This window comes from Actinopolyspora xinjiangensis (assembly GCF_900104475.1).
GTDB classification, from domain to species: domain Bacteria; phylum Actinomycetota; class Actinomycetes; order Mycobacteriales; family Pseudonocardiaceae; genus Actinopolyspora; species Actinopolyspora xinjiangensis.
Map to the genome: position 1 here is coordinate 102,502 of NZ_FNJR01000005.1, position 26,761 is coordinate 129,262.

General features: G+C 69.2%; 20 protein-coding genes. 12 read left to right on the forward strand and 8 right to left on the reverse strand.

Annotated elements, in window-relative coordinates; translation table 11 throughout:
• Nucleotides 1-191: 191 nt before the first annotated feature.
• Entirely contained in the window at nucleotides 192-881 is a 690-nt protein-coding gene (gene lexA, locus BLQ75_RS09335; RefSeq protein ID WP_092601035.1) for a transcriptional repressor LexA, read from the reverse strand.
• Between the two features lie 1,005 nt (nucleotides 882-1,886).
• On the opposite strand from lexA, the gene nrdR reads away from it, so the two are divergent.
• The 4 genes from nrdR (at nucleotide 1,887) to BLQ75_RS09355 (ending at nucleotide 8,920) form a co-directional block, all read left to right on the forward strand.
• Nucleotides 1,887-2,429, forward strand: coding sequence for a transcriptional regulator NrdR (nrdR, locus tag BLQ75_RS09340; RefSeq protein WP_092600691.1), 543 nt, complete (start codon nucleotides 1,887-1,889; stop codon nucleotides 2,427-2,429).
• A 154-nt stretch (nucleotides 2,430-2,583) separates the two neighbouring features.
• Complete coding sequence (locus BLQ75_RS09345) at nucleotides 2,584-5,409, forward strand: vitamin B12-dependent ribonucleotide reductase (RefSeq protein ID WP_092600693.1); 2,826 nt, start codon at nucleotides 2,584-2,586, stop codon at nucleotides 5,407-5,409.
• A 371-nt stretch (nucleotides 5,410-5,780) separates the two neighbouring features.
• Nucleotides 5,781-7,607 (forward strand): Xaa-Pro dipeptidyl-peptidase, encoded by a 1,827-nt coding sequence (locus BLQ75_RS09350; protein WP_092600695.1) that lies wholly within the window; start codon nucleotides 5,781-5,783, stop codon nucleotides 7,605-7,607.
• Between the two features lie 221 nt (nucleotides 7,608-7,828).
• Entirely contained in the window at nucleotides 7,829-8,920 is a 1,092-nt protein-coding gene (locus BLQ75_RS09355) for a DUF4192 domain-containing protein (RefSeq protein ID WP_092600697.1), read from the forward strand.
• 129 nt (nucleotides 8,921-9,049) lie between these two features.
• Here BLQ75_RS09355 and galE read toward each other — a convergent pair whose 3' ends face one another.
• The 3 genes from galE to BLQ75_RS09370 all read right to left on the reverse strand — a co-directional run bounded on the left by galE (nucleotide 9,050) and on the right by BLQ75_RS09370 (nucleotide 11,982).
• A complete protein-coding gene (galE, locus tag BLQ75_RS09360; RefSeq protein ID WP_092600699.1) occupies nucleotides 9,050-10,009 on the reverse strand; it encodes a UDP-glucose 4-epimerase GalE in 960 nt (319 codons plus the stop codon).
• 99 nt (nucleotides 10,010-10,108) lie between these two features.
• Nucleotides 10,109-11,290, reverse strand: a complete 1,182-nt coding sequence (galK, locus tag BLQ75_RS09365; protein ID WP_092600701.1) for a galactokinase — start codon at nucleotides 11,288-11,290, stop codon at nucleotides 10,109-10,111.
• On the reverse strand, nucleotides 11,287-11,982 hold the full coding sequence (locus BLQ75_RS09370; RefSeq protein WP_092600703.1) for an iron-dependent transcriptional repressor DtxR: 696 nt from the start codon (nucleotides 11,980-11,982) through the stop codon (nucleotides 11,287-11,289). The genes galK and BLQ75_RS09370 overlap by 4 nt, the downstream gene beginning before the upstream one ends.
• 308 nt (nucleotides 11,983-12,290) lie before the next feature.
• Between BLQ75_RS09370 and BLQ75_RS09375 the strand changes: the two genes are divergently transcribed.
• The 5 genes from BLQ75_RS09375 to BLQ75_RS09395 all read left to right on the forward strand — a co-directional run bounded on the left by BLQ75_RS09375 (nucleotide 12,291) and on the right by BLQ75_RS09395 (nucleotide 18,713).
• A complete protein-coding gene (locus BLQ75_RS09375; protein ID WP_092600705.1) occupies nucleotides 12,291-13,145 on the forward strand; it encodes a sulfurtransferase in 855 nt (284 codons plus the stop codon).
• 45 nt (nucleotides 13,146-13,190) lie between these two features.
• Complete coding sequence (locus tag BLQ75_RS09380; RefSeq protein WP_092600707.1) at nucleotides 13,191-14,366, forward strand: acetoin utilization protein AcuC; 1,176 nt, start codon at nucleotides 13,191-13,193, stop codon at nucleotides 14,364-14,366.
• A 65-nt stretch (nucleotides 14,367-14,431) separates the two neighbouring features.
• Entirely contained in the window at nucleotides 14,432-17,107 is a 2,676-nt protein-coding gene (locus BLQ75_RS09385) for a bifunctional acetate--CoA ligase family protein/GNAT family N-acetyltransferase (RefSeq protein WP_092600709.1), read from the forward strand.
• A 76-nt stretch (nucleotides 17,108-17,183) separates the two neighbouring features.
• The gene (locus BLQ75_RS23405) at nucleotides 17,184-17,681 is read left to right on the forward strand and encodes a hypothetical protein (RefSeq protein ID WP_170837409.1); all 498 of its coding nucleotides are present in this window, start codon (nucleotides 17,184-17,186) and stop codon (nucleotides 17,679-17,681) included.
• A gap of 300 nt (nucleotides 17,682-17,981) precedes the next feature.
• Nucleotides 17,982-18,713, forward strand: coding sequence for a tyrosine-protein phosphatase (locus tag BLQ75_RS09395; RefSeq protein ID WP_092600711.1), 732 nt, complete (start codon nucleotides 17,982-17,984; stop codon nucleotides 18,711-18,713).
• Nucleotides 18,714-18,790: 77 nt separating this feature from the next.
• Here BLQ75_RS09395 and BLQ75_RS09400 read toward each other — a convergent pair whose 3' ends face one another.
• From BLQ75_RS09400 to BLQ75_RS09410, 3 genes are all read right to left on the reverse strand, one after another.
• Nucleotides 18,791-19,759, reverse strand: a complete 969-nt coding sequence (locus BLQ75_RS09400; protein WP_092600713.1) for a sigma-70 family RNA polymerase sigma factor — start codon at nucleotides 19,757-19,759, stop codon at nucleotides 18,791-18,793.
• A gap of 763 nt (nucleotides 19,760-20,522) precedes the next feature.
• On the reverse strand, nucleotides 20,523-20,948 hold the full coding sequence (dtd, locus tag BLQ75_RS09405) for a D-aminoacyl-tRNA deacylase (protein WP_092600715.1): 426 nt from the start codon (nucleotides 20,946-20,948) through the stop codon (nucleotides 20,523-20,525).
• Nucleotides 20,945-22,462, reverse strand: a complete 1,518-nt coding sequence (locus tag BLQ75_RS09410) for a DUF7782 domain-containing protein (RefSeq protein WP_092601039.1) — start codon at nucleotides 22,460-22,462, stop codon at nucleotides 20,945-20,947. The genes dtd and BLQ75_RS09410 overlap by 4 nt, the downstream gene beginning before the upstream one ends.
• 173 nt (nucleotides 22,463-22,635) lie before the next feature.
• Between BLQ75_RS09410 and BLQ75_RS09415 the strand changes: the two genes are divergently transcribed.
• Entirely contained in the window at nucleotides 22,636-22,962 is a 327-nt protein-coding gene (locus BLQ75_RS09415) for a DUF3099 domain-containing protein (RefSeq protein WP_092600717.1), read from the forward strand.
• Nucleotides 22,963-23,046: 84 nt separating this feature from the next.
• Nucleotides 23,047-23,298, forward strand: a complete 252-nt coding sequence (locus BLQ75_RS09420; RefSeq protein WP_043574325.1) for a DUF3039 domain-containing protein — start codon at nucleotides 23,047-23,049, stop codon at nucleotides 23,296-23,298.
• A 216-nt stretch (nucleotides 23,299-23,514) separates the two neighbouring features.
• Here the strand turns inward: BLQ75_RS09420 and BLQ75_RS09425 are convergent, their stop codons facing one another.
• Complete coding sequence (locus BLQ75_RS09425) at nucleotides 23,515-24,630, reverse strand: YihY/virulence factor BrkB family protein (protein ID WP_092600719.1); 1,116 nt, start codon at nucleotides 24,628-24,630, stop codon at nucleotides 23,515-23,517.
• A 226-nt stretch (nucleotides 24,631-24,856) separates the two neighbouring features.
• On the opposite strand from BLQ75_RS09425, the gene BLQ75_RS09430 reads away from it, so the two are divergent.
• Nucleotides 24,857-26,671: a DEAD/DEAH box helicase gene (locus tag BLQ75_RS09430; RefSeq protein WP_092601041.1), complete on the forward strand. Its 1,815-nt coding sequence runs from the start codon at nucleotides 24,857-24,859 to the stop codon at nucleotides 26,669-26,671.
• Nucleotides 26,672-26,761 lie beyond the last annotated feature (90 nt).

Genomic DNA, 26,761 nt, shown 5'->3' on the forward strand with positions numbered 1-26,761 from the left:
GTGACGGCGTACTGCTCAGGTGTGCCCCGTTCGTTTCCGTGGGGGCCAGTGGCATGATCGGTTTTGACGGCCCGGTCGTCGCGGCACAACACCGACATCCGATGCGCACATGTCGGCCGGGAGGTCTCGTTTCGAGAGCGGAATGACTTGTGCCCGAAAACCGGGCTGACTCCTTCGATCCGGGTGTGCGGTCACATCTTGCGCAGCACGGCCACCACTTTGCCGAGCACGGTGGCCTCATCGGCGAGGATCGGGTCGTAGTCGTCGTTGTGCGGCAGCAGCCACAGGTGCTCCGCCGTGCGTTTGAAGGTCTTGACGGTGGCTTCACCGTCGAGCATCGCGGCTACGACGTCCCCGTTCTCCGCGTCGGGCTGTTGCCGGACCACCACCCAGTCGCCGTCCGTGATGGCCAGGTCCACCATGGAATCGCCCACCACGCTCAGCAGGAAGAGTGAGCCTTCTCCCACCACCTCTCGGGGGAGCGGGAACACTTCGTCCACGGACTGCTCGGCGAGGATGGGCTCGCCCGCCGCGATACGTCCCACCACCGGAACGTAGGCGGGATTCGAGCTCTCCGGTAGTTCGGGGGAACCCGGTTCGTCGTTGGTCACGACCCCGACCGTGCGCGGACGGTGCGGGTCACGGCGCAGGTAGCCGCGTCCTTCGAGTACACGCAACTGGTAAGCGACCGAGGACGTCGAGGTCAGCCCCACGGTGTCGCCGATCTCGCGCACGCTGGGCGGGTAGCCGTAGTCGCGCATCCACTGTCGGATCGTGTCCAGCACGCTGCGCTGGCGGGAGGTGAGATCGTCCGCCGGTTCCGGAGGGGAGGCGTCACCGCCACTGTTCTCCGTGGCCGTCGTCTCGGTTTCCCCGGACATTCCGTCGTCGAGCCGGTCGGACGTGTAGCCGGTCACCACGTACTCCTGTCCATCGCCGCTCGCGCGTGCACGCACCTTTTCAGGATAAACGGCGTTCGAGGCGGGATCAAACACCAGTTCGAGTGAATTCGGTGCGCTGCTTCTTTTGTCGGGCCGGTTCGGGTGAAGTCTTCGGAGGTCACGCGGAACGTTCCGATGTCGATCAAGTTCGCCCTCTCGCGCCGGGCCGGATGCCATGCTACACCGTTCGTACAGCAGTTCGATCGAACTGGTGTTCGATTCACGGTCGGGTGGGGTGCCGGTGCTCCGGTCGTGGCGCCGGTGGCCAGGGGGTCGGGCCGATCGATACCGACGATCCGTTGCGGAGTCGTGATGCCGGTGTTTCGTGTTGTCGTTCGGAAGTGTGAGGGCGGTGGGTGCCGCGCTGCCCCTGATCGCCGAGCGCGGTATCTTTCCCCGGCGCCCTCGCGTGATCCGGTGGTCTCCCGTGCGGCGGGTGGGTGCCCGAGGTGGGGGCGTTCTCCTGGCTGTGGTGCGCAGCGCGGCCCGGTCGCTTGTGCCGGTACGGCGGGTCCGCGGCCCGGTGGTGGGACCCGCGCGCGTGGGAACGTGTCGCGGTCGGCGGTTCGCCGCGCGTTCGTCGAGGTGGTCTGGCTCGCCGCGGTGGCGTTGGGGGCGTGGGGCCTCGTCGTGCTCGCGGGGATGTCGGTACTGCTGGGGTGACGGACACCGCTTCGCGACTCCGATCCGGTCGTCGAGCTGGGAGCTGATCGGGTAACGGGGGGCGGTCGACGATCCGGTTCCCGATTTGCTTATGATGCGGTCCGGGATTAGGCTCAACCACAACATCTAGTAGTTGCATCGTTGTGATTAATCCATCACTTGAGCGTGGCCGCTTTTTCGGTGGCCGTGCGCGTCCAGTGGTGCCAACCGCCCGCGGCGCATCGGCTCTCGCCCGTTGCGTACTCGTGGGCCATCGGGCCGTGTCGAAGGGATGACTGGCGATTGCGTTGTCCGTTCTGCCGAGGTGACGACTCGCGCGTCGTCGATTCCCGTGAAGTCGAGGAAGGGCAGTCGATCCGCCGCAGGAGGTCCTGCGCGAGCTGTGGGCGCAGGTTCACCACCGTCGAGGAACTGGTTCTCACGGTGGTGAAGCGTTCGGGGGTGACCGAACCCTTCAGCAGGGACAAGGTCGTGCGGGGGGTCCGTCGCGCGTGTCAGGGGCGCCCGGTCGAGGAGGACGCCCTGCAGCAGCTCGCCCACCGGGTCGAGGAAACGATCAGGTCGCTCGGTGTTCCCGAGGTGCCCAGCCACGAGGTGGGCCTGGGAATCCTCGGGCCGCTGCGCGAGCTGGACGAGGTCGCCTACCTCCGGTTCGCCAGCGTCTACCGCTCGTTCACCTCGGTGGAGGACTTCGAGCGCGAGATAGCCGAACTGCGCAGGGTGGACGACCCCGTGGACGGGGGCGTCTCCGAGGGGAGTCCCTCGAACGGCGAAGAGGAGAACGAATCCACCGGTCAGCGGGACGAGGCGAGTACGAATGCCTAAACCGGGCAGGGGGGCGGCGCGCCGGAAGGGCGGCGCGAAGCACAAGCGGGGGGCTCGTTCGGGCGATGCCCCGCGACGAAAGACGCGACCGAGCCGGACGGGGAGCCCGGACGGTGGCAGCAGGAGAGCGAGCGAAAAGGGAGAGGCTCGAATCATGACAGAAACCGTCGGTACCCCGACAGCCGCAGGGGAGTCGGAGTCGGGTAGCCGTGAGGCGGGCATCCGGGTGGAGCGCGTCTACACGACCGAGGGTGTGCACCCCTACGACGAGGTCAACTGGGAACGTCGCGACGTCGTGATGACCAATTGGCGCGATGGCTCGGTCAATTTCGAGCAGCGCGATGTCGAGTTCCCGGACTTCTGGTCGCTGAACGCGGTCAACATCGTCACCAGCAAGTACTTCCGCGGTGCCCTCGGCACCCCGGAGCGGGAGAGCAGCCTGCGGGAGCTGATCGACCGGGTGGTCAAGACCTACGTCCGCAACGGTCTCCAATTCGGGTACTTCGCCACCGAGCAGGACGCCGAGGTGTTCGAGCACGAGTTGACCTACATGCTGCTGCACCAGGTGTTCAGCTTCAACTCGCCGGTCTGGTTCAACGTGGGGACCAGTTCGAAGCAGCAGGTCTCGGCGTGCTTCATCCTTTCGGTGGATGACACGATGGAGTCGATCCTCGACTGGTACAAGGAAGAGGGGCTCATCTTCAAGGGTGGTTCGGGAGCGGGGCTGAACCTGTCACGCATCCGCTCCTCCAAGGAGCTGCTCTCCTCCGGCGGTACCGCATCCGGGCCCGTGTCGTTCATGCGGGGAGCCGACGCCTCGGCCGGGACCATCAAGTCGGGGGGCGCCACACGACGCGCCGCGAAGATGGTCGTGCTCGACGTGGACCACCCCGACGTCGAGGAGTTCATCGAGACCAAGTCCAAGGAGGAGCACAAGATCCGCGCGCTGCGCGACGCGGGCTTCGACGTGGACCTCGGCGGCTCCGACATGGTCTCGGTGCAGTACCAGAACGCCAACAACTCGGTCCGGGTCAGCGACGAGTTCATGCGTGCCGTGGAAAGCGATGGCCAGTTCGGCCTGCGGGCGCGCACCGACGGGTCGATCACCGACAACGTGCGGGCCAAGGACCTGTTCAATCGGATGGCGCGGGCGGCCTGGGAGTGCGCCGACCCCGGAATCCAGTACGACGACACCATCAACGACTGGCACACCAGTCCGGAGTCCGGCCGCATCACCGCTTCGAATCCCTGCTCCGAGTACCTGCACCTGGACAACTCCAGCTGCAACCTGGCCTCGCTGAACCTGATGAAGTTCCTGCGCGAGGATCTGACCTTCGACGCGGAGCTGTTCCGGCGCACCGTCGAGATCGTGATCACCGCGATGGACATCTCGATCAGCTTCGCCGACTTCCCCACCGAGTCGATCGGCCGCACCACGCGGGATTTCCGGCAGCTCGGCATCGGCTACGCCAACCTCGGTGCGCTGCTGATGGCCACCGGCCACGCCTACGACTCCGACGGCGGGAGGGCGCTGGCCGCCTCGATCACCTCGCTGATGACCGGTACCGCCTACAAGCGCTCCGCCGAACTCGCCGGTGCGGTCGGACCGTACGCGGGCTACGCTCGCAACGCCGAGTCCCACCAGCGTGTCATGCGCAAGCACGCCGCCGCCAACGACCTGGTGCGGACCTACCACCACAACGACACCATGGTGCACGAGCAGGCGACCCAGGTCTGGCAGCGGGGACTGGAGATCGGCAGCCGCAACGGCTGGCGCAACGCCCAGGCGTCGGTGCTGGCGCCGACGGGAACCATCGGCCTGATGATGGATTGCGACACCACCGGTGTCGAGCCGGACCTGGCGCTGGTCAAGTTCAAGAAGCTGGTCGGCGGCGGCTCGATGCAGATCGTCAACCGGACCGTGCCGCGTGCGCTGCGTGCGCTGGGTTACCCGGACGAGCAGGCCGAGGCGATCGTCGAGTACATCGCCGAGCACGGTCACGTGGTCGACGCTCCGGGGCTTCGTCCGGAGCACTACGATGTCTTCGACTGCGCCATGGGCCAGCGTTCCATCGCCCCCATGGGGCACGTGCGCATGATGGCCGCCGTGCAGCCGTTCCTGTCCGGGTCGATCTCCAAGACCGTCAACATGCCCGAGCACGCCACGGTCGAGGACGTGCAGGAGATCTACTTCGAGGGTTGGCGGCTGGGATTGAAGGCCCTGGCCATCTACCGGGACAACTGCAAGGTCGGACAACCGCTGTCCGCGGGCAACGGTGACAAGGCCCAGGGTGAGAAGCGGGTCGAGAAGGAGATCGAGTACCGGCCCGTCCGCAAGCGACTGCCCAAGAAGCGTCCCAGCCAGACCGTGTCTTTCACGGTCGGCGGAGCCGAGGGCTACCTGCACGCCGGGTCCTATCCGGACGACGGCCTCGGCGAGATCTTCATCAAGCTCGGCAAGCAGGGTTCCACCCTGGCCGGTGTGATGGACGCGTTCGCGATGTCCATCTCGGTCGGCTTGCAGTACGGCATCCCGCTGGAGTTCTACGTCTCCAAGTTCCAGAACGTGCGTTTCGAACCCGCCGGTATGACCGACGATCCGGACGTGCGGATGGCCAGCAGCGTGCTGGACTACCTGTTCCGCAGGCTGGCCCTGGACCACCTGTCCTACGAGAAGCGGGCGCAGCTGGGAATCTTCACCGCCCAGGAGCGCACCGAGCAGGTCAACGGTGCTGAGGAGGCCGAGACCTCCAACCACGTGGAGTCGATGCGGGGATCGGTGGACTACGCCGAGCAGCCCAGGCCCCTGGTGCAGAACCACTCCGAGGATTCCGAGGCGGGCAGCTCCACCGAGCTGTTGGAACTCAAGCTCGGCAAGGCGGCCGACGCGCCGTTGTGCATGACGTGCGGTACCAAGATGCGGCCGTCGGGCTCCTGCTACCTCTGCGAGGGCTGCGGCGCCACCTCCGGGTGTAGCTGACAGCCGTGGTTGAGCCGGCTCGTCAGCGGTAGCCAGCCGTGCGAGCTCCGTGCCGTCGTAGCGCGGAGCGAGTCGAGCGGGCACCGTGCTACGCCGCTGAGGGGGAACCGGCCGCGAGGTCGGTTCCCCCGTCTCGTCCTCCGCGCCGGAGCTCCGTGAGTTTCCGTGGCTTGGTCGTCCGACCACGGAGCCTCCCCGGGCCTCCTCATCGCCGGTTCTGACGTGTGGGACGGTTCGTCCTCACTGGACGGGTGGGACCCGCGTGGTTCTCCGGTGACACGTTGGCGCAAAGCCGCCGCGTTTCGTGATTGACATTCCCCCGGTGGGTGGCAAGGTGCTGGTTGACCTTGCAACCTGATCGTGGAGTTCGCATGTGGCGAGCGCGAGTGGCTGTCGTCTCCGCCCTGGTGGTCCTCCCGCTGAGTGGGGCACCCGCGGCGGCGGAGACCACCCGGTCACCGGAACCGGTGTTCGAGCACGGTGCGGCACAACCCGTGTTCGACGCTTCCGAAGCCGTGCGCGAGGATCTGTACGTCAAATCCGGAGTGGATAGTGACGGCGACGGGCGTGACGACAGGGTGCACGTACAACTCGTCCGTCCGGAGGAGACCGAGCGCGGGATGCGGGTCCCGGTCGTGTACCGGGCCAGCCCCTACTTCGCGGGGGGCAATCCGGTCACCAATCACGATGTTAACCGTGAGCTCTACGTCCCGGACCGGGTCAGCGGGCGGGCGGCGAGTACCGGTTCCGCCTCCGGCAGAGCCGAAGCCGCCGAGATCGGTTGGGCCTACCAGGACTTCCTGCTGGAACGCGGGTACGCGGTCGTCTACGCCGAGTCCCTGGGCAGCGGGGCTTCCGATGGCTGCCCGACCTCGGGCGGACGCAACGAGACTCTCGGAGCCAAGTCGGTCATCGACTGGCTGAACGGCCGGGCCCCCGCCCACGACTCCGCGGGTGAGCCCGTGGTGGCCGACTGGTCCACCGGGAAGGTCGCCATGATGGGGGTCTCCTACAACGGGACGCTGCCGAACGCCGTGGCCACCACCGGGGTGGCGGGGCTGGAGACGATCGTGCCGATCGGGGCGATATCCAGCTGGTACGACTACTACCGCTCGGACGGTGCCGTGGTGGCTCCCGGTGGTTACCAGGGCGAGGACACCGATGTCCTCGCCGAGTACGTGCACACCAACGACAGTGACTGCTCGGCGGTGATCGAACGGCTGCGCCGCGAGCAGGACCGCCTGACCGGGGACTACAACGAGTTCTGGGAGGAACGGGACTACCTCGACGACGTCTCCGGGATCGAAGCCTCGGTACTGGCGGTGCACGGGCTCGACGACTGGAACGTCAAGACCAGGCAGGTCGCCCAGTGGTACGAGGCGTTGCGCGAGCACGGCGTCGAGCACCGGATCTGGTGGCATCAGGGGGGACATCTCGACCCCATCGGAGTGCGCCGGGACGAGTGGCTGCGTACGCTGAACCGCTGGTTCACGCACTACTTGCACGGAGTGAACAACGGTGTCCGCCTCGAACCGAGGGTGACCATCCAACGTGCCGACGGCAGTTGGCACCGCGAGTGGGAGTGGCCCGCACCAGCCGCTCGCGAGGTGTCGTTGAGTCCCACACCGGGTGGGGCCGAGCGGGGTGGTCTACGGTTGTTCGGTCGTGGCCCGGCCGGGGCGGTCGAAACCCTGCGTGACGACGCGAGCAGGACCGTGGAGGAACTCGCGAAAGCGGCTCGTTCACCGCATCGGCTGGCTTATTTCACCCGTGAGGTCCCTCGACGGGTTCGAATCAGCGGAACGGTGCGAGCCCGCCTCGCCCTGTCGTTCGACCGTCCGGCCGCCAACGTCACCGCCGCACTGGTCGACCGTGCTCCGGACGGCACGATCACCACGGTAACCCGGGGCTGGACCGATCCGCAGAACCGACGTTCGCTTGAGCGGACCACTCCGGTCGAACCGGGGCAGCGGTACCGGATCGAGGTGAACATGATGCCCGACGACTACGTCCTTCGGCGAGGGCACCAGCTCGGGCTGATCGTGCTCTCCAGTGACCACGACTACACGTTGCGCCCGCCCGCCGGTGGCGGTCTGAGCCTGGCGCTTTCGGGGACCGAGCTCCGCCTCCCCGTGGTGCTCGGTCCCGGCAAGCGGAACGGCGTATTCGGAAGGTCCGCCGGGCACTCGGCGGGTTGAGGGGTTTCTCCGGCGCTTACGCGTTCCTCCGGGGAGCACGCAGCACATCCCGCCGAGGGCGGCGATGAGCGAGCACGGCCCGGCGCCGGCCACGGCCGGGCCGTGCTCCGGCCCGGGTTCCAGCCCGGCCGGATGAACCAATTGTGCACAGTCCTCCAGAGTTTCCACAGCCGCCGGAATCCGATTTTCCGTCCCCGCCTCCGAACGCCGATGTTGGAGGCATGGGTTCTACCGCGAAACAACGCACTGTCCGGCTCTCGGCCCCGCAGGAATACGTGGCGGCGATCCCGCACCTGCTCGGGTTCTACCCCCGCGACTCACTGGTGCTGACCACGCTGCACGGTGGACCGGAGGTCTCGCGGCTGGGGCTGACCGCACGAGTGGATCTCCCCGGGCCGCTGCGTCGCCACGAACTGGTGCGGGAGTTGGTGGAGGGGCCGATCTCGCATGACGCTCCCGACGGGGTGATGGGGGCGGTCGTGGGGAGCGGCTCCCGGGAGGAGGTGGCTCCCGCCTGTCCCCGGCCATCCGCTCCGCACCCGGAAACCCCCGATCCTCCACCGCACTCCGAACTGGTGGAGACCCTGCGGCAGGTTCTGCGCGAAGCGGGGATACCCCTCGTGCGGGCGCTCTGGACCCCCGAGGTCCGTCCGGACGGGGTCTGGCGCTGCTACGACGAGCAGTGGGAAGGCATGACGCCCGATCCCGGTTCCTCGCCGTTGGCGGCCGAGCTGGCCGTCGCCGGAGCGGTCACGTTCTCCAGCAGGCAGGAACTCGCCGCGACGCTGACCCCGGAGTCCTCGGAGATCCGGTCCCGTTGGTCCGCGAAGTTGAACCTCCTGCAGGACGAGGCCGAACCCCACCGGGGTGAGGCGGCCACGTGCGCAGCCGACACCGAGGCGGTCTTCGGCGCGATTCGCCGTACCGCGCGCGGCAGGCCGTTGACGGAGGAAGACCTGCTGCGGGTGCTGGTGGCGCTGTCCGACTACCGCGTGCGTGATCTCGCCATGGGCGCCGCGTTGACCCCGTGGTCCCGCGCGGCCGAACAGCTGTGGTTCACGCTCGTGCGGAAGGCACCCGAGCCCGAGGTCGCCGACGTCGCCGCGCTGCTGGCCTTCTCCGCCTACCTGCGGGGCGACGGAGCACTGGCCAGCGTCGCGCTGGAACGGGTCGAGAACACCAGACCGGCACACCGATTGGGGGAGCTGCTACGGCGGGCGCTGGACTCCGGCATCAGCCCTCGGGAACTCGCGGTGGTGGTGCGCGACACCGCCGCGGACGCGCGGATGATGATCGAGCAGGAGGAAACCTGATTCCGGCGGGGAGCACCCGGTGGGGATCTCCAGCTGCCCGGCAGTCCGGGGAGTCCTGTGGGCGTGCCCGGGGCAGGAGGAAACCCTCGCCCGCCGAGGCGGGCACGCGGCCCCGGCTGGAGACCTCGTTCATCCCCTGTCGTCGCGGACGAACTCCCACGCGTCGCGCACGATCTCCTCGATCTCGCGGCGTTGCGGATACCATCCCAGCTCCTGCTGGGCCCGCTCACTCGAGGCCACCAGGGTGGCGGGGTCACCGAGGCGGCGTTCCGCCACCTCAGCGGGGATTCGCCTGCCCGTCACGTCGCGGCAGGCGTCGATGACCTGCCTGACCGAGAACCCCGTGCCGTTGCCGAGATTGTAGATGCGGTGATTGCCCGGAAGGGACTTCTCCAACGCCAGCACGTGCGCCTCCGCGAGGTCACGGACGTGGATGTAGTCCCGCACGCACGTGCCGTCCGGGGTCGGCCAGTCGTCACCCGCGATGTGGACCTGTTCCCGCAGTCCGCGTGCCGCTTCGAGAACGATCGGAATCAGGTGCGTCTCCACGGTGTGCCGTTCGCCCAACCCGTCGTGGGCGCCCGCGACGTTGAAGTAGCGCAGGCTCGTGGCCGCCAGACCGTAGGCGGTGGCGTAGGAGGTGATGGCGTGGTCGATGGCCAGTTTGGTGGCCCCGTAGGGATTGGTGGGGCGGGTCGGTGCCTCTTCGGTGATCGGGACCGACTCGGGCTGTCCGTAGACCGCCGCGGTGGAGGAGAACACGATTCGCGTGACGCCGTGCTCGCGCATCGCGTCCAACAGGCGCACCGAGGTGAGCACGTTGCCGTGCCAGTAGCGTGCCGGGTCCCGCATCGACTCCGCCACCAACGACTTGGCCGCGAAGTGCAGTACACCGTCGAATCCTTCGGCGAGAACCTCCCCGGCACGCTCGGCGACATCGCCGGTCACCAGCCGACACCCCTCGGGCACGGCGTCGGCGTGCCCGGTGGACAGGTCGTCGAGCACCACCACCTGGTGGCCCGCTTCGAGCAGCCGGGCGGCACAAACACTGCCCACGTACCCAGCGCCTCCGGTTACCAGCAGTTTCACCGTTGCTTTCCCTCCCGGCGGTATCGATTCACAACCAAGGACGACTTCCGACACGTCTACCGAGGCGCTCCGGCCCCCGCCGAACGGGCCCCGCAGCGCCTACGATTCCCGTCCCGCTCCCGAGGAGGGGACGGTGGTGAACAGCCGTGGTGCGGTGAAGCCGCGCCGTTCGAACGCTTCGCTTACGGCCCGCTCCGTCCGGGGGCGCAGTTCGGAGGAGACCAGCGCGATAGCCGACCCCCCGAAACCGCCTCCGGTCATCCGGGCCCCCAACGCGCCCGATTCCAGCGCCGCCTCGACGGCGACGTCGAGCTCCTCGCAAGAGACCCGGTAGTCGTCCCGCAGGCTCCGGTGCGAAGCGGTCAGCAGCTCACCGACCTCGGTGAGCTCGCCCCGCCGGAGTCGCCGCAGCGTCTCCAGCACCCTGTCGTTCTCGGTCACCACGTGCCGCACCAACGGACGCAACCGTTCGGGGAGCTCCCGCAGGCTCGAATCCAGCTCGGCGGCGGTCACGTCTCGCAGCGCCGGGACACCGAGCAGTTCGGCCGCCTGCTCGCATCCTCTCCGCCGATCCCCGTAACCGGACTCGCTGTGCGAGTGGTTCGCCCGGGTGTCGACGACCAGCACTTCCAGCTCGCTGCCCGCCGCGTCGAACGGGACCTGCGCGGTATCGCCCGAACGTATGTCGAAGAAAAGCGCGTGGGCCGGTTCGCAGCGCAGCGAGGCGGTCTGGTCCAACAGTCCGGTCGGCGCCCCGACGAAGTCGTTCTCGGCCCGCCGGGTCCACCGGGCGACGTCCATGACCTCCGGTGCCTCCGGCCCGTCGAGCGCCCGACCCGCCGTATCCAGCAGGGCCAGCGCGGTGGCGCACTCCAGGGCCGCCGAGGAGGACAACCCCGCTCCGGTGGGAACATCCCCGGCGATGACCAGATCCGCACCGGGCAGGGTGACACCGGACTCCCGGAGAGCCCAGGCGACCCCCGCCGGGTAGTTCGCCCACCCGCCGGGTTCGCCCGGTTCGAGCGCCTCCAGCGACACCGCTCCGGCACGCTGCAACGCCCCGTCCGAGCCGTGCGTCGCTATCGTCAGCAGGCCGTCGTCCCGCCTTCGCGTGGCCACCGCGGTGCGGTGCGGCAGCGCGAACGGAAACACATAGCCGTCGTTGTAGTCGGTGTGCTCGCCGATCAGGTTGACCCTGCCGGGAGCCGACCAGACCGCGTCGGGATCCGCCCTGTGCTCCGCCACGAAGGCCTTCGTGGCTCGCTCCGCCGCCCCGTTCACCGGGGCCGGACCAGGACGGCGTGCGCGACGGACGGCGGCAGCTGCGTGGTCCCGGAGTCGCCTCGTACGTCGATCGGTTTGTTGCTGCCGACCACGGAAACTATCTCGATGTCGTTACCGGGGATCACGTCCACGGTCTTCAACGAGTTCATCAGCTCGGGATCCAGCTGTACGTGCTCGGCGATCCTGCACACCAGAGCGTGCCCCCCGCCGTTGCGGGCTATCTCGTCCACGCGTTGCAGTTCGGTGTCCACTTCGGGCGCCCCGTCACCGACGCCCAGGTCGTCCAGTCCCGGAATGGGGTTTCCGTAGGGGGAGGTGCTCGGTGCTCCGAGCAGGTTGACGAGCTTGCGTTCCACCGCCTCGCTCATCACGTGCTCCCAACGGCACGCCTCGCTGTGCACGTGCTCCCATTCCAGACCGATGACGTCGACCAGCAGGCGTTCGGCCAGACGGTGCTTGCGCATGACACCGATCGCTCGTTCCCTGCCGGCCTTGGTCAATTCCAGATGCCGGTCCTCGGCGACCGACAGCAGTCCGTCCCGTTCCATCCGGGCCACGGTCTGGCTGACGGTCGGCCCGCTCTGTTCCAACCGCTCCGCGATGCGGGCTCGGAGCGGGACGAGCCCCTCCTCCTCAAGTTCGTAAATCGTCTTGAGGTACATCTCGGTGGTATCGATGAGATCGTTCACGCCAGCTCCCCATTCGGTCCACCTCCAATGCTAGCCCGGACGGAGGTCGACGACGGCTGCCCGGTCCGAGTCATCGGTCACCGTCCGAGCCCTCCGGAGATCCCGTCTCCGTCCGGAATCGGCCCGGCGGTGGTCCGGCCGAACGCGTCCCGGAAGGTCGCCCGTCAGCGACGCGCGGTCCCCGGGTGAGCGGCCCCGCCCCGGCCGGGACTCGGAGCTCGGATCGCGTCCCACGCGGCGGGCCGTGCGGCCGGGCCCGTCGTGCTCCGGGCGATGATGGGACCACCTGAACCGAAACGGAGGTTCGAATGACTCCGCTGATCACGCCCGGGCGGCTCGAATCGGAGCTCGCCGGGGCCGAGCCCCCCACCGTGCTGGACGTTCGCTGGAACCTGCTGGGCCCCGCCGGTGCCGAGGAGTACGCCGAGGGACATCTGCCCGGGGCGCTGTTCGTCGACGTGGAAACCGAGTTGGCGGCTCCACCAGGAGGCGAGCGCGGAGGGCGTCATCCGCTGCCGGACCCCGAGGTCCTGCAACGGGCGCTTCGCGCGGCGGGGATGGATGCCCACCGGCCGGTCGTCGTCTACGACTCGGGCGACGGCTCGGTGGCGGCACGGGCCTGGTGGTTGTTGCGCTGGGCGGGACACGCCCGCGCGTTCGTGCTGGACGGCGGGTTCGCGGCGTGGGTGGCGGCCGGACTGCCGGTGACCACCGAGGTTCCGGATCCCGCCCCGGGGGACTTCGTGGTCCACCCCGGAAACATGCCGGTGACCGACGCCGACGGAGCGCGGCGACTGGCGCGTACCGGCGTTCTGCTGGACGCCAGGGCCGGGGAGCGCTACAGGGGTGAGACCGAACCGGTGGACCCGCGCGCCGGGCACATCCCCGGTGCGTACAACGCTCCGGCGGCCGGGCACGTGGCCGACGGAGCATGGCGCTCACCCGCGGAACTGGCTGAGCGCTTCACCGAACTCGGCGTCACCGGGGAAGGTGAGGTGGGAGCGTACTGCGGTTCGGGGATCAACGCCTGCTCGGTGATTCTCGCGCTGGAGTACGCGGGACTGCGTGGTCCGGAGAACCCGGCGGTGCTCTACCCGGGTTCGTGGTCGGAGTGGTCGTCCTCGCCGGAGCGTCCCGTCGCGACCGGAGCCGAATCGGGGTGATCGAACGGATGTGCCGTTGCCCCGGTGGCGGGTAGCTTGCCAACCATGAGCGACGAGTGCGCGGTTGTCTGGGACGACTCCCTGCTGTCCTACGACCTGGGTGGTGATCATCCGCTGCACCCGGTCCGGCTGGACCTGACGATGCGACTGGCGCGTTCGCTGGGGGTGCTCGACGGCGTGCGTCCGCTGGTCCCCCGGCAGGCGGAGGAGGCCGAACTCGCACGGAGCCACACATCCGGTTACCTGGAAGCCGTGCGTGTCGCGCCGAGCGAGGGGCCGGACGTGGGCCACGGCCTCGGCACCGCGGACAATCCGGTCTTCGAGGGGATGCACGAGGCTTCGGCGCTGGTGGCCGGGGCCTCGATAACGGCGGCCGAGCAGATCGTCTCCGGGCGGGCGGACCGGGCCGTCAACCTGGCGGGCGGGCTGCACCACGCCATGGCCGACAACGCCGCCGGGTTCTGCGTGTACAACGACTGCGCGGTGGCCATCGCCTGGATGCTGGCCAACGGGGTGGAACGGATCGCCTACCTGGACATCGACGTGCACCACGGCGACGGGGTGCAGGCGGCCTTCCGGGACGACCCCAGGGTGATGACGATCTCGCTGCACCAGCACCCCCACACCCTGTGGCCCGGTACGGGGTTTCCCACGGAGGTCGGAGACGGGGCGGCGAAGGGCGAGTCGGTGAACGTGGCGTTGCCCCCCGGCACCGACGACGCGGGATGGGCGCGGGCGCTGCACGCCGTGGTCCCTTCGCTGCTGAAGGCCTTCGCCCCGCAGGTGCTGGTGACCCAGTGCGGGGCCGACCCGCACCGGGAGGACCCGCTGGCCGACCTGTCGCTGTCCGTCGACGGGCAGCGTGCGGCCTACCGCGCGCTGCGGGACTTCGCCGATCGCTACGCGGGCGGGAAGTGGTTGATCCTGGGCGGAGGAGGGTACGCGCTCTACCGGGTCGTTCCCCGAGCCTGGACGCACCTGCTCGCCACGGCTCTCGACCGGGACGTCCCGGCCCACCGGAACGTCCCGGCCGACTGGATGGCCCACGCCGCCACGGTCGCGGGCAACGTGCCGTTGCCCACCTCGATGACCGACTGGCACGATCCGGGATTCACCCCGTGGGACGGGACGGTCGAGTGCTCGGTGGATGCCGCTGTCCGGGACACGCGGCACGCCGTTTTCCCGTTGCACGGGTTGGATCCCGCGGACAGCAGGGACTGAGCGTCCTCCGGCAACGGGTGGTCCTCGGCTGAACGAGTTGCAGGGCAGTCGCTGAGAGGTTCACGGTGGAAGACTCCGCGAGCGAGCAGCAGCGGGAAGCTCCCTACCCGCGACACTGGGAGGCCGATGTCGTCCTCTCCGACGGGGGAACGGTCCATCTGCGCCCGATCGTTCCCGCCGACGCCGACCAGCTCGTGGCCTTCCACGGCAGGCTCAGCGATCGGACTCGCTACTACCGCTACTTCTCCCCCTACCCGCGTATGCCGCAGCGGGACGTCGATCGTTTCAGTCGGGTCGACTACGTCAATCGGGTGGCGTTGGTGGCGCTGCTGGGTGACGACATAGTCGCGGTGGGGCGCTTCGATCGGCTCAGCGGGTCCGAGTCGGCCGAGGTCGCCTTCGTGGTCCAGGACGGGCACCAGGGCAGGGGACTCGGTTCGATCCTGTTGGAACACCTCGCAGCGGCCGCCCGGGAGTGTGGTCTCAGCCGGTTCGTGGCCGAGGTCCTCGCCGAGAATTCCCAGATGGTCCGCGTGTTCCGGGACGCGGGCTACCAGGTCAAGCGTGCCATGGAGGAGGGCCTGGTCCGTCTGGAGTTCCCACTGGATCCGACCGAGGAGTCGGTGGCCGTAGCGAGGGCCCGCGAACAGGCCGCCGAGGCCCGCAGCGTGCACAACCTGCTGCACCCGCGCTCGGTAGCGGTGATCGGGGCCTCCACCGATCCGGACAAGATCGGGCACGCGGTGTTGGCGAACCTGCTCGGGGCGGACTCGGCCGCCCCGGTGTACCCGGTCAACCCGGAGCACCGGGCTGTGCGGGGGGTGCGTTCCTACGCCTCGGTGCACGACATCCCCGACGAGGTCGATCTGGCGGTGATCGCCATCCCCGCCGGTGGTGTGGCCGAGGTGCTGGAGGCCTGCCTGGCGAAGGGGGTCAAGGCGCTGCTGATCGTCAGCTCGGGGTTCAGCGAGGCCGGCCCCAGCGGTCGGGAGGCCGAGAGCAGCATGGTTCACCAGGCGCGGGTGTACGGCATGCGCGTGGTCGGGCCCAACGCCCTGGGCGTGGTCAACACCGACCCCGCACAGCGGCTCAACGCCAGTCTCGCCCCTACGTTGCCGGGGCGCGGCAGAACCGGGTTCTTCTGTCAGTCCGGGGCGCTGGGAGTGGCGATCCTGGCGGCGGCCACCGAACGCGGTCTCGGGGTCTCCACGTTCGTCTCGGCGGGGAACAGGGCCGACGTCTCCGGCAACGATCTGCTGCAGTACTGGCAGACCGACACCGCCACCGACGTGGTGCTGTTGTACCTGGAATCCTTCGGCAACCCCCGCAAGTTCGCCCGCCTGGCGCGCAGGCTCGGCCGGAGCAAGCCGATAATCGCGGTCAAGTCGGGGCGCAACGCGGTGCGGGCCGGGCTGGCGGCGACCTCGGTACGCGTCGACGAGACCAGTGTGCAGGCGCTGTTCGACCAGGCGGGCGTCATCCGGGTGGAGTCCGTGGCGCAGATGTTCGACGCCGCGCTGCTGTTGGCGCACCAGCCGCTGCCCGGCGGGGAACGCGTGGCGATCGTGGGCAACTCGAGCGCGCTGGGGATGCTGGCCGCCGACGCCGCCCTGGAGCAGGGGTTGCGTCCGGTGATCGATCCCGTGGACGTGGGGGCGGCCGCCGGGCCGGAGGAGTTCGCCGCTGCCGTGCGCGCGGCTGCCGAGAACAGCGAAGTGGACGCCCTGGTCACCGTCTTCGCCCCGCCCGTGGCCGTGCCGGGTGCCGCTTACGCCAGACAGCTGCGCACCGCGCTGCACGAGGCGGGAACACTGCGCACCAAACCCGTGGTGAGCACCTTTCTGGCCGCTGAGGGAGTGCCCGACGAACTCGCCGTCCCGGGGCCGGACGGCACCCCCGGCCCCGGTTCCGTCCCGTCCTATCCCAGCCCGGAACGAGCGGTGCTGGCGCTGGCCCGGGCAGCGCGGTACGCGAACTGGCGTGCCGCCCCGCAGGGCGAGTTCGTCCGCCCCGAGGGGATCGACGTCGAGCGAGCCCGTCGTTCGGTCGAGGAGTGGACCGGGCGGGGAGTCCGTCGGCTGTCCGACGAACAGGCGGTGGACCTACTCGCGTGCTACGGGGTGGAGGTGGTGCCGTTCCGGCTGGTCTCCGATGAGGACTCGGCCGTGTCCGCCGCCGAGGAGGTCGGGCTTCCCGTGGCGTTGAAGTCGGCCAGTGAGCGGCTCCGGCACCGCACGGATCTGGCGGGGGTGCGGCTCGACCTCGGCGGCACCGAAGCCGTACGAACCGCCTACCGTGACCTGTGCGGGCTTTCCGGCACGGCGGAGCTCTACGTGCAGCGGATGGCACCGAAGGGGACGTCCTGCGTGATCCGTCTGCTGGACGATCCCTCCTTCGGGACGCTGGTGTCCTTCGGACTGGCCGGGCCGGCCAACGATCTCATCGGTGACCGGGCCTATCGCGCCGTGCCGTTGACCGACACCGATGCCTCGGCGCTGATAAGGGCTCCCAGGGCCGCGCCGATGCTCACCGGCTACCGCGGTGGGCAGGCCGCCGACCTGGGAGCGATGGAGGACCTGGTGCTGCGCGTGGCCACCCTGGCCGAGGACCTTCCCGAGGTGCGCGAGCTGGTGCTGGAACCGGTGCTCGCGGCTCCCTCGGGGGCCTACGTGACTGGGGTGGTGCTCGGCCTGGGGCCGACGCCCGACTCGCCCGACTCCGGACCTCGCAGGCTTCGGTGACCGGGTTCCCGTTTCGGGTTGTCGCCAATGAGCCACGCGGCGCAACCGGTTGGTGGGGTGCCCACGTCCATCCGGTATGAGACGTCTACCAACACTACTGGGTGCCTGCGCGATGCTGTTCGCGCTGACCGCCTGTGCCGAGAAGCAGTCCGACGTCGGTTTCGGAGCTCAACCGCCACCACCGCCCTCCGAGCAGCAGAGCTCCACGGGTGGGTCTTCCGGCGGTGCCGGACAGCCCCCGCAGCGGGCCCTGAAGGGTACCGAGGTGCCCGCCGAGCGGGTCGACGCGTCCGCGCTGCCGGACGGTTACCCGCGCCAGGTGTGGACGAGGAACTCGGGCAGGGAAATCGTGGCGATCGGCCAGGAGGGCGGCTGCGGCAGTGTGCGCGCCGAGGTGACCGAGCAGAACGCGGAACGGGTCGAGCTCGCTCTCGTCGAGGAGACCGAGGAGCCTTCCGGGCCGTGCACCATGGATCTGCGCTATCCACCGGTCGTCGCCTCACTGAGTGAGCCTCTCGCGGATCGAACCGTGATTCTCACCCAGCGCGAGGTGAAGGTACCCGCGGACGGGTGAGCGGCTCCGCCCGTGCTCGCCGCGTCGTCGTTCCCCGTCGTTCGAGGTCTCGGGCTCCGGGGCTCGCAAGACGTGGGGTGCGGAAGCAGCGCCACCGATTCCCCGGACAGTCCGGCGAGGGTCTGTGCTCTCCCGCGGGAGGCTTCTCCCCGCGGGAGAGGTGTGCATGCCGGTGCTGCGTTCTCCGCGCCGTTGCCACGGCCGGAGCCTTCAGACCGGGCGGAAAAACTGCGACCCTGTCGATGATTGCGTGTGCGGAAGATTTCCGGGGCACGTGTTACGACGAAAGGTCGCATTCCCATGGCAGAACGGAGCGGCGGCGTTCCGAACGGACTGGTCAACTTTCGAGACCTGGGGGGATTGCCCGTCGAGAACGGCGTCACCACCAGGCAGGGCGTGCTGTTACGCGGCGATGCCCCGTACGCGGGAGACCGGCATCCGGAAGAGGCTACCCACTGGCCGCCCCGCGCGGTGATAGATCTGCGCGACACCGGCGCGGAAAGCGATGCCGTGCACCCGCTGGAGGGCGTGAGCACGGTTCACCGGATTCCGCTGCTCGAAGGGCTGCGGAGCGAGTCGGGCGAGGACCCCTGGCGGACCCTGTCGGAGCTGTACGGCCACATCCTGGACTTCGCGCCGAAGCGGTTGCTGGAGACGTTCCGGATCGCCGTCGAGACCGACGGTCCCGTGCTGGTGCACTGCGCCGCCGGTAAGGACCGCACCGGTGTGGTCTGCGCATTGCTGCTGCGTACGGCGGGGGTTCGCTACGACGCGGTGGTCGCCGACTACACGCACACCGACCGCAACATGCACCAGGTGCTCCGGCGGCTCCGGATCACGCCGGAACTGCCACCGGGAGTGGAGGAGTCCGACGTCAACGAACTCGTCTCCGCTCCGGCGTACGCCATCGAGCACGCGCTCCAGCGCATCGAGTCACACCGCGACGGTGCCGCCGGGTGGCTGATGCGGCACGGAGCGAGCGCCGATGAGATCGAGAGCTGGCGACGGCGGTTCCTCCTCCCCGGGGAGTGACGTCGCCCGGGTCACCGCGGGCACCCCGGGGTGCCGGACGAGCGGGTCCGGTCACCCCGGTGCGGGAACTTCCCGGCTCAGCTCGCGTAGGAACGCAGCTTGTTCGCCCGGTCGCCCTGCCGCAGCTTGGACATGACCTCCCGCTCGATCTGGCGAACTCGTTCCCTGGACAGGCCGAACGCCTTGCCGATCTGGTCCAGGGTGCGCGGCTGCCCGTCGTCCAGGCCGTAGCGCATCCGGATCACCTGTTGCTCACGACCTTCCAGGGTGTCCAGCACACGGCGGAGGTCGTCCTGCAGGAAACCGGAGATCACGGCGTTCTCCGCGTCGGCGCTCTCGGAGTCCTCGATGAAGTCCCCGAGCGGAGCGTCCTCCTCCGAACCGACCGGCATGTCCAGGCTGACCGGGTCCTTGGAGTGGTCCATGAGGTCGATCACCTTCTCCACCGGCATGTCCGCCTCGGTGGCGATCTCCTCCTCGGTCGCCTCTCTGCCGAGCTTCTGGTGCAGGTCCCGTTTGATCCGGGCGAGCTTGTTGACCTGCTCGACGAGGTGGACCGGAAGGCGGATGGTGCGGCTCTGGTCGGCCATGCCGCGTGTGATGGCCTGCCGGATCCACCAGGTGGCGTAGGTGGAGAACTTGTAGCCCTTGGTGTAGTCGAACTTCTCGACCGCACGGATCAGGCCCAGGTTGCCCTCCTGGATCAGGTCCAACAACGCCATCCCCCGCCCCGTGTAGCGCTTGGCGAGGCTGACCACCAACCGCAGGTTGGCCTCCATCAGGTGGTTCTTCGCGTCACGGCCGTCGCGTACCACCGCCTTGAGCTCGGCGCGACGCTCCCTGGTCATGTCCTCGGTGTCCAGCAGGTGCTTGGCGAACACACCCGCTTCGATTCGTTTGGCGAGGTCGACCTCGTCCTGGGCGCTGAGCAGCGCGGTACGCCCGATACCATTGAGGTAGACCCGCACCAGATCGGCCGATGGCCCCTGGTTGTCGAGGTCGGCCTCGTTGGTGACGTCCGGGGCTGTGGTCTGCGGGACGGTCATAGAGCTACCTCCCTGACGGGCTGGTTGTCGGGTGCCGGTGCGTCGGCACGCCACCGCGCCGGACGAAGGACGGGTACGCTCGGTGTGGTGGGAACGGTTCGTCCTTCGTCGGTAGTATCGTTGCCCGGTGGTGCCGGCGGTTGGGTCGGTTCGGTTCTCGGTGTCCGCGCGGTCGGCCATGGCGGGGTCGAACCGGCGGAACAGAACTGCGGCCTTGTGGTTCGGGTACTCGGAAACGGCTGTCTCGCGGCCTGTCGCATGTCCGTTGTCGCGTGTCGCCGCCCTTCCGGTGCTCCCACACCGCCACCGTGGGGCGGTGGTGCGTGGGCTCGTCCGGTGCGCCGGTCATGGTGACCGGAGGTCGGGCGTTGTGTTGTGGTTTGGTTACCCGGAAAACGCACACGGCTTCGAAATCGTTCCCGGATCCGTCGAACGGTGGACGTCAGCGTCGTCACATTCCCGATGTCCGGTTTTCGGGAACCCGGACGGCCGCCAACCGTCGTGGCGCCCCCGACGACGTTCCAGCGCCGAAGAGTTGGAATGGCCCGGCGCGGGCGGAGCGGGCGTGGTGAGGCGGTGTTCCTCGCCCGACCCGGGAACGTTGCGGGATTCCGGCGGAGCCGTCGAGTGCGCACCGCCTACCGGGCACGGCAACGCCGTTGGGCGGGCGGCCCACGTCTCGGGGGTGGCCCGAACCTCGCCGGGAGGTCACCGGACTCCGGGGGCGGTCCCGCGGAAACGTCGCGAGAGGACCGGGAGCCCGTCAGGTCTCCACCAGCAGTGTGAACGGCCCGTCGTTCGTGCTGTCCACCGCCATCTCGGCCCCGAACACCCCCGTGGCCACGCGGGCGCCGCGCTCGCGCAGGTGCTCGACCACGGTCTCCACCAGTGGTTCGGCGTGCTCGGGGGCCGCCGCCTCGCTCCAGGACGGTCGTCTGCCCTTGCGGGTGCTCCCGTAGAGCGTGAACTGGCTGATCACCAGCAGTGGGGCGTCGGCGGTGGCGCAGGACCGCTCCTCACGCAGCGCGCGCAGCTCGTGGAGCTTGCGCGCCATCGTCCTCGCCTGGTCGGGGCTGTCCGAGTGGGTCGCCGCCACCAGCACGAGCAGTCCGGGTTCGGTGATGCTGCCCACGACTTCACCGTCCACCCGCACGGCGGCTCTCGTGACCCTGGTCACCACGGCTCTCATCGTTGCTCCCGCCATTCCGCGGGCAGCAGCATGCCGTGCTGGATCAACTCACGAAGCACCGGCTCGGCCGAGCGGGCCAGTTCCACCGGATCGGCCCCATAGCCGGCTGCCAGCAGTTCCAGGAGCTCGTCGGTGGCGAGCGCGCCCTGGCAGCCCGCGATCAGCTTGGCCCCCGTTTCGTCGACCTCGTGCTGCCATCCGGGGCCGTCGGTGCGGTGCAGCCGGTGCACGAACGTGCTCCAGCCGTCCGACTCCGGGGAGCTGACCTGTTCGAGTACCAGACCGGGAGCGGTCACCAGCGGGCTGCCCAGCAGTTCCTCCGAGGTGGGGCGCTGCCGGAGCCACTCGATCCTGCGCAGCCACTCCTCGGCCTCGGCGCCGAGCGGATCGTCGAAGGCCTGTCGGAGGTCCTCACAGACCACCCGTCCGGGCTGCCCCCCGGAAGTGCGGCGCAGCGTCACGAAACCGAAGCCGACAGCCGTCACATCGTTGGCCTCGAACCACTCCAGCCACTCCTCGGCCTTGCGCCGACCGGCGTCCGACTTCGGGTCCATCCCGGCGTCGCGCAGCCACGTGCCGACGTAGAGCTCGGGGTCGGCCACATCGCGTTGCACGAACCAGGCGTCCACGTCGTCGTGCCGCAGCCAGCCGCTGACCCGTTCCCGCCAGTCCTCGTCCTCCCGGTGCAGCCAGGAGGCCAGCACGTGCCCGGTGCCTTCCTCGTCGAGCAGTTCCGGAACCCTGCCCACCACGAGGGCGCTGGCGTCGTCACCGGACATCCCGGAGTCGCGGTAGACGAAGTCGGTCCGGGCTGGGCCGACCACGAACGGCGGGTTGCACACCACTTGGTCGAAGCGGCGGCCCTCCACGGGGGAGAACCAGTCGCCCCGGAGCCGCTCCACCTCGATCCGGTTCAACCGGAAGGTCGCCTCGGCGAGTGCCAGGGCCCGCTCGGAGAGGTCCGTGACGGTCACGTGGTCCGCGTGTGTGCTCGCGTGCAGCGCCTGCACCCCGCACCCCGTTCCCAGGTCCAGCAGCGAGCCGACCCTTCTGGTGGGGGTGGCGCGGACCAGGCTCAGCGAAGCCTGCCCCACGCCGAGGACGTGCTCGCGGGAAACCGGCAGGTGTGGAGGACGCACCTCCGCGTCCAGGTCGGAGATGATCCACCACGAGTTCCCGGTGGCGGCGTGCGGCCGGATGTCCAACCCGGCACGCACCGACTCGCCGTCCCGCACGAGGATGCCCCCGGCCAGTGCCTCCTCCAGAGGAAGCGGGCGCAGCGCCCGCTCGGCCGCTTCCGGGGCCACCGGATCCCCGACGAGGAACAGGCGGATGAGCGTGCCGAGCGCCCCGACCTCGGCGGTGGCTCGGATCGCCGGTTCGGGTTCGCCCCTGCCCAGGGCGGCGTGGGCATGGGGCCCCAACGAGTCGACCACCCCGTCGGCGGTGTAGTTCGCGGCCAGCAATGCTTCGCGTAGTCGGTCGATGCGGTCGTGCGACAGTTCGGGAATCACGTCCTCGATCCTCACACGGCTTTGTCCTCCCGGTTCGGCGCGCCCCTGACCGTCGCGACGACGTCGTCGGAGAGGTGGGTTCCGCCGCTCTCGCTTTTTCCGGGGCCGATTCCCCGTGGGGGCCTGCGTCGCGGTGCGGGTGAGTGGGACGATGCGAGTGTGGAGGTGGTGTCGTGAGTGGCTTCCAGCGTAGTGACGACACCCCGGTGCTGATCACCGAGGCGGAGCCGTCGTACGACGATCAGCAGGCGGCGAGGCGCAAGAAGTACGCCCTGATGATGTCCTTGCGCATCCCGTGCCTGGTGCTGGCCGTCCTGGTCTATCCGATCTGGTGGCTTTCCCTGCTCATCATCGCCGTCTCCATTCCGTTGCCCTGGATAGCGGTGCTGGTCGCCAACGATCGGCCGCCGCGCAAGAGTGAGCACGTCAACCGGTTTCACCGGAGCTCCCGGCAGCGGGAGGTGGAGACCTCGGAGCACCGGATCATCGACGGCCGGTGACCGCGGCGCTCAGCCGCGGGTGATTTCGCGGGAGTGCCGCCACCGATCCCGTCGGCGGTCCTTCGCGTGGGGCATCATGGTGTTATGAGTACGACTACCCTTCCCGAGACCGACACCCGGCCGGAGAACACTGAGCAGACCAGTGACGACCGGCCCGAGGTATTCCACTACGTCCAGAAGGACAAGATCGCCGAGAGCGCCGTGATGGGCAGTCACGTGGTGGCGCTGTGCGGTGCCGTCTTCCCGGTGACCAAGTCGGCCAAGCCCGGCTCCCCGGTGTGCCCGGAGTGCAAGGAGATCTTCGAGGGGCTTCCGCCCGGCGGCGACGACGAGTAGGACCACTCGCGGGCTGTCCCGCTTCGGAGTCCGTGCGGGGGCTCGTTCGCGTGGCCGGTCACCCCCGCGTGATCGGAACCTCGGGGCCTGGTGGCCCGTGTCGAGTGGGATCCGACGCGTCCGGCGGCCCTCGACACGTCCACCTCTATCCCGGGGGTCCGCGCGGGATGGGTGTACCCGGGGACACCGGGCGGGGCGCCGCCTGTCGTGGAGTCCTCATCGTGGCGCGGGGCCGGTCGGCGGGTGCCCGTGGGGAGGCGGTTCGGTCTTCGGAGGCGCACCGGTGGGGCGTGCCCCCGGGGTGTCCTGGTCCCGGTTGTCCTGCCGGCTCCGGGAGTTTCCTTCCCGCCAGACCTCGTAGCCCCGCTCGGTGCGCAGCCGCTGCGCGGCGCGATGCATCTCCAGCCGTCGCCAGCGTCGTCGTTCCCGCCGTGTCATCCCGGCGGGCCACGTCCGTTGGATGGCGTTGTTGAACTGCGCCCCGCCCACCACGGCGAAGCCGATGAAGAAGGCGAACAGCAGGAAGGCTATGGGGGTGGCCAGCGCGCCGTAGGTGTATCCGGTGCTGGTCACCCAGGTTATGTAGACGCGCAGTCCCACGCTGGAGCACAGGAACACCAGCATCGCCAGCAGCGCTCCGGGCAGGCCGCGGTGCCAGGGAAGCTTGCGGGGGAGCGCGAGTTTGTACAGCGTCGCCAGCGCCAGTACCAGCAGCGTCCCGGTCACGGGGAAGTACAGCAACCGGATGAGCATGGTCACGTCCGTACGCAGCCATTCCGGCATCACGTCCAGCAGCCACCTGGGGCCCAGTGCGGTCAGGGGCAGGACCAGTACCGCGATCACCAGACTGGCCAGGTACAGCAGCAGTGCCAGTACCCGTTGCCAGATTGGGTTGCGGACCATGTACTGGTCGTAGGCCAGGGTGATCGAGTCGATCAGGGAGGCGAGGGCGGACGAGCCTGCCCACAGCGACAGCAGGAACGCCACCGAGACCACTCTCGTCCTGCCGCTGGTGAGGATGTCGGCGGCGGTGGGGCGGATGATCTGGTCGACGACGTTGTCGCTGAACACCGTACCGGCGAACTCCACGATTCGCCGTTGCATGGCCCCGACCGCTTCGGGCCCCAACCACTCGCCCACGAAGCCGAGGCTGCCGAGCAGGCCCAGCAGCAACGGCGGCAGCGACAGTGTCTGCCAGAACGCGGCGGCGGCCGACTCCGAGAAGATGTCGTCGTCCCACGACTTGCGCAGGGTGTGCCCCACCAGGCGCGAGAGTCCGCGCGCCGTGCCGCGTGAGCGCCTCCGCCCGTCGCGGTTGGAACTCGGATTCATGCCACTTCCAGGATGTCGTCGCACCGGTGGCCGCTGTACGAGCGGTCGTCGTCACGGCTCCTCATTCTCGACCGGCCCCGCCCCTGCGGGCTCGCTGGCGCGGGGGCGAGCGGTAGGCTCCCGGGGGTTCTCGGTGTCGCACGAAGTATCGCCGCCGAGTAGTTCGGCCGACTGAGGCGGATGGCTCCGGCCGGGGGTGTTGATCGGAAAGGAGTGGCAGACGAGCGTGTCCGAGGCGCAAGTTGACCAATCCGTTCGTTCGGTGCTCAGCGACCCGTCGAAGGCCAACGAGAAGCCGCTGCGCGACTGGCAGCGCAGAGCTCTGACGAGGTACCTCGCGAGTAAGCCGAGGGACTTCATGGCGGTGGCCACTCCGGGGGCGGGTAAGACCACCTTCGGGCTCCGGGTGGCCGCCGAGCTGTTGGCGGATCGAACGGTGGAGGCGGTGACGGTGGTGACCCCCACCGAACACCTCAAGCACCAGTGGGCGCTCGCGGCGGGCGGTGCGGGCATTCCGCTCGACTCCGAGTTCAGCAACTCCGACGGTACGACCTCCCGGGACTACCGAGGGGTGGTGCTCACCTACGCGCAGGTCGCCACGCATCCCAATCTGCACCGGGTGCGCACCGAGCGCAGGAAGACGCTGGTGATCCTGGACGAGGTCCATCACGCCGGTGATGCCAAGTCCTGGGGCGACGCCGTCCGCGAGGCATTCACACCGGCTCAGCGCAGGCTCAGCCTGACCGGCACTCCGTTCCGCTCCGACGACAACCCCATCCCGTTCATCACCTACGAACCCGATTCCGACGGGGCGCAGCGCAGCAAGGCGGACCACCTGTACGGCTACTCCGACGCGTTACGGGACGGGGTGGTTCGTCCGGTCATCTTCCTCGCCTACTCGGGGGAGGCCCGCTGGCGGACCAGTGCGGGGGACGAGTTCACCGCCCGACTGGGTGAACCGATGACCGCCGAGCAGACCGCTCGCGCGTGGCGCACCGCGCTGGATCCGGGTGGGGAGTGGATTCCCTCGGTGCTGCAGGCCGCCGACACCAGGCTCACCCAGCTCCGCCGGGACGGGATGCCCGACGCCGGAGGGCTGGTGATCGCCTCGGACCAGAAGAGCGCCCGCGCCTACGCCAAGACGCTGCGGCGGATCAGTGGCGTGGAGCCGGTCGTGGTGGTCTCCGACGATCCGCAGGCCTCGGAGCGCATCGCGGAGTTCGCCGAGTCCGACGATCGGTGGATGGTCGCGGTTCGGATGGTCAGCGAGGGGGTGGACGTCCCCCGGCTCGCCGTGGGGGTCTACGCCACCAGCGCTTCCACCCCGCTGTTCTTCGCGCAGGTCATCGGCAGGTTCGTACGTGCGAGGCGATCCGGCGAGACCGCGAGCATCTTCCTGCCCAGCGTCCCTGTGCTGCTCGAGCTCGCCAGCCAGTTGGAGGCCGATCGGGACCACGTGCTCGGCAAGCCGCAGCGCGAGAAGGAGGGCTGGAACGACCAGGAGCTCGTCGAGGCGAACCGGCAGCGGGACGAGCCGGGTGAGAACGAGCAGCCCTACACGGCCCTGGGCGCTGAGGCCGAGCTCGACCAGGTCATCTACGACGGCTCCTCGTTCGGGACCGCCGCGTTCGCCACCACTGAGGAGGAGCAGGATTACATCGGCCTGCCCGGTCTGCTGGAACCGGATCAGGTGCGGGCGTTGTTGCAGCAGCGTCAGAAGGAGCAGCTGCGCGAGGTGGACAAGCGCGAGCGGCAGCACAAGGCTGAGCAGCCCGCCGCGCCGGCGTCCGGGGCGGGAAGCGGGGCCACAGCCGGTGCGGGAGGGTCGGACGGGGCCAACCAGCGTCCCCAGAGCGTGCAGGAGCGCCTCAAGGCCCTGCGCAAGGAGCTCAACAAGGTGGTCTCGCTGCACCACCAGCGGACCGGCAAGCCCTACGGGGCGATCCACAAGGAGCTGCGTCGGGTCTGCGGCGGTCCGCCGACGGCCAGCGCCACCATCGAACAGCTGGAGGAACGCATCGCCACGCTGCGCTCCTGGTGAGAGGTCCGGAACGTGAACGTGCCCGGTCGGATCGGATCCGACCGGGCACGTTCGTCCTCGTCGTTCGAACTCCGGAGCGGGTTGCCGGGA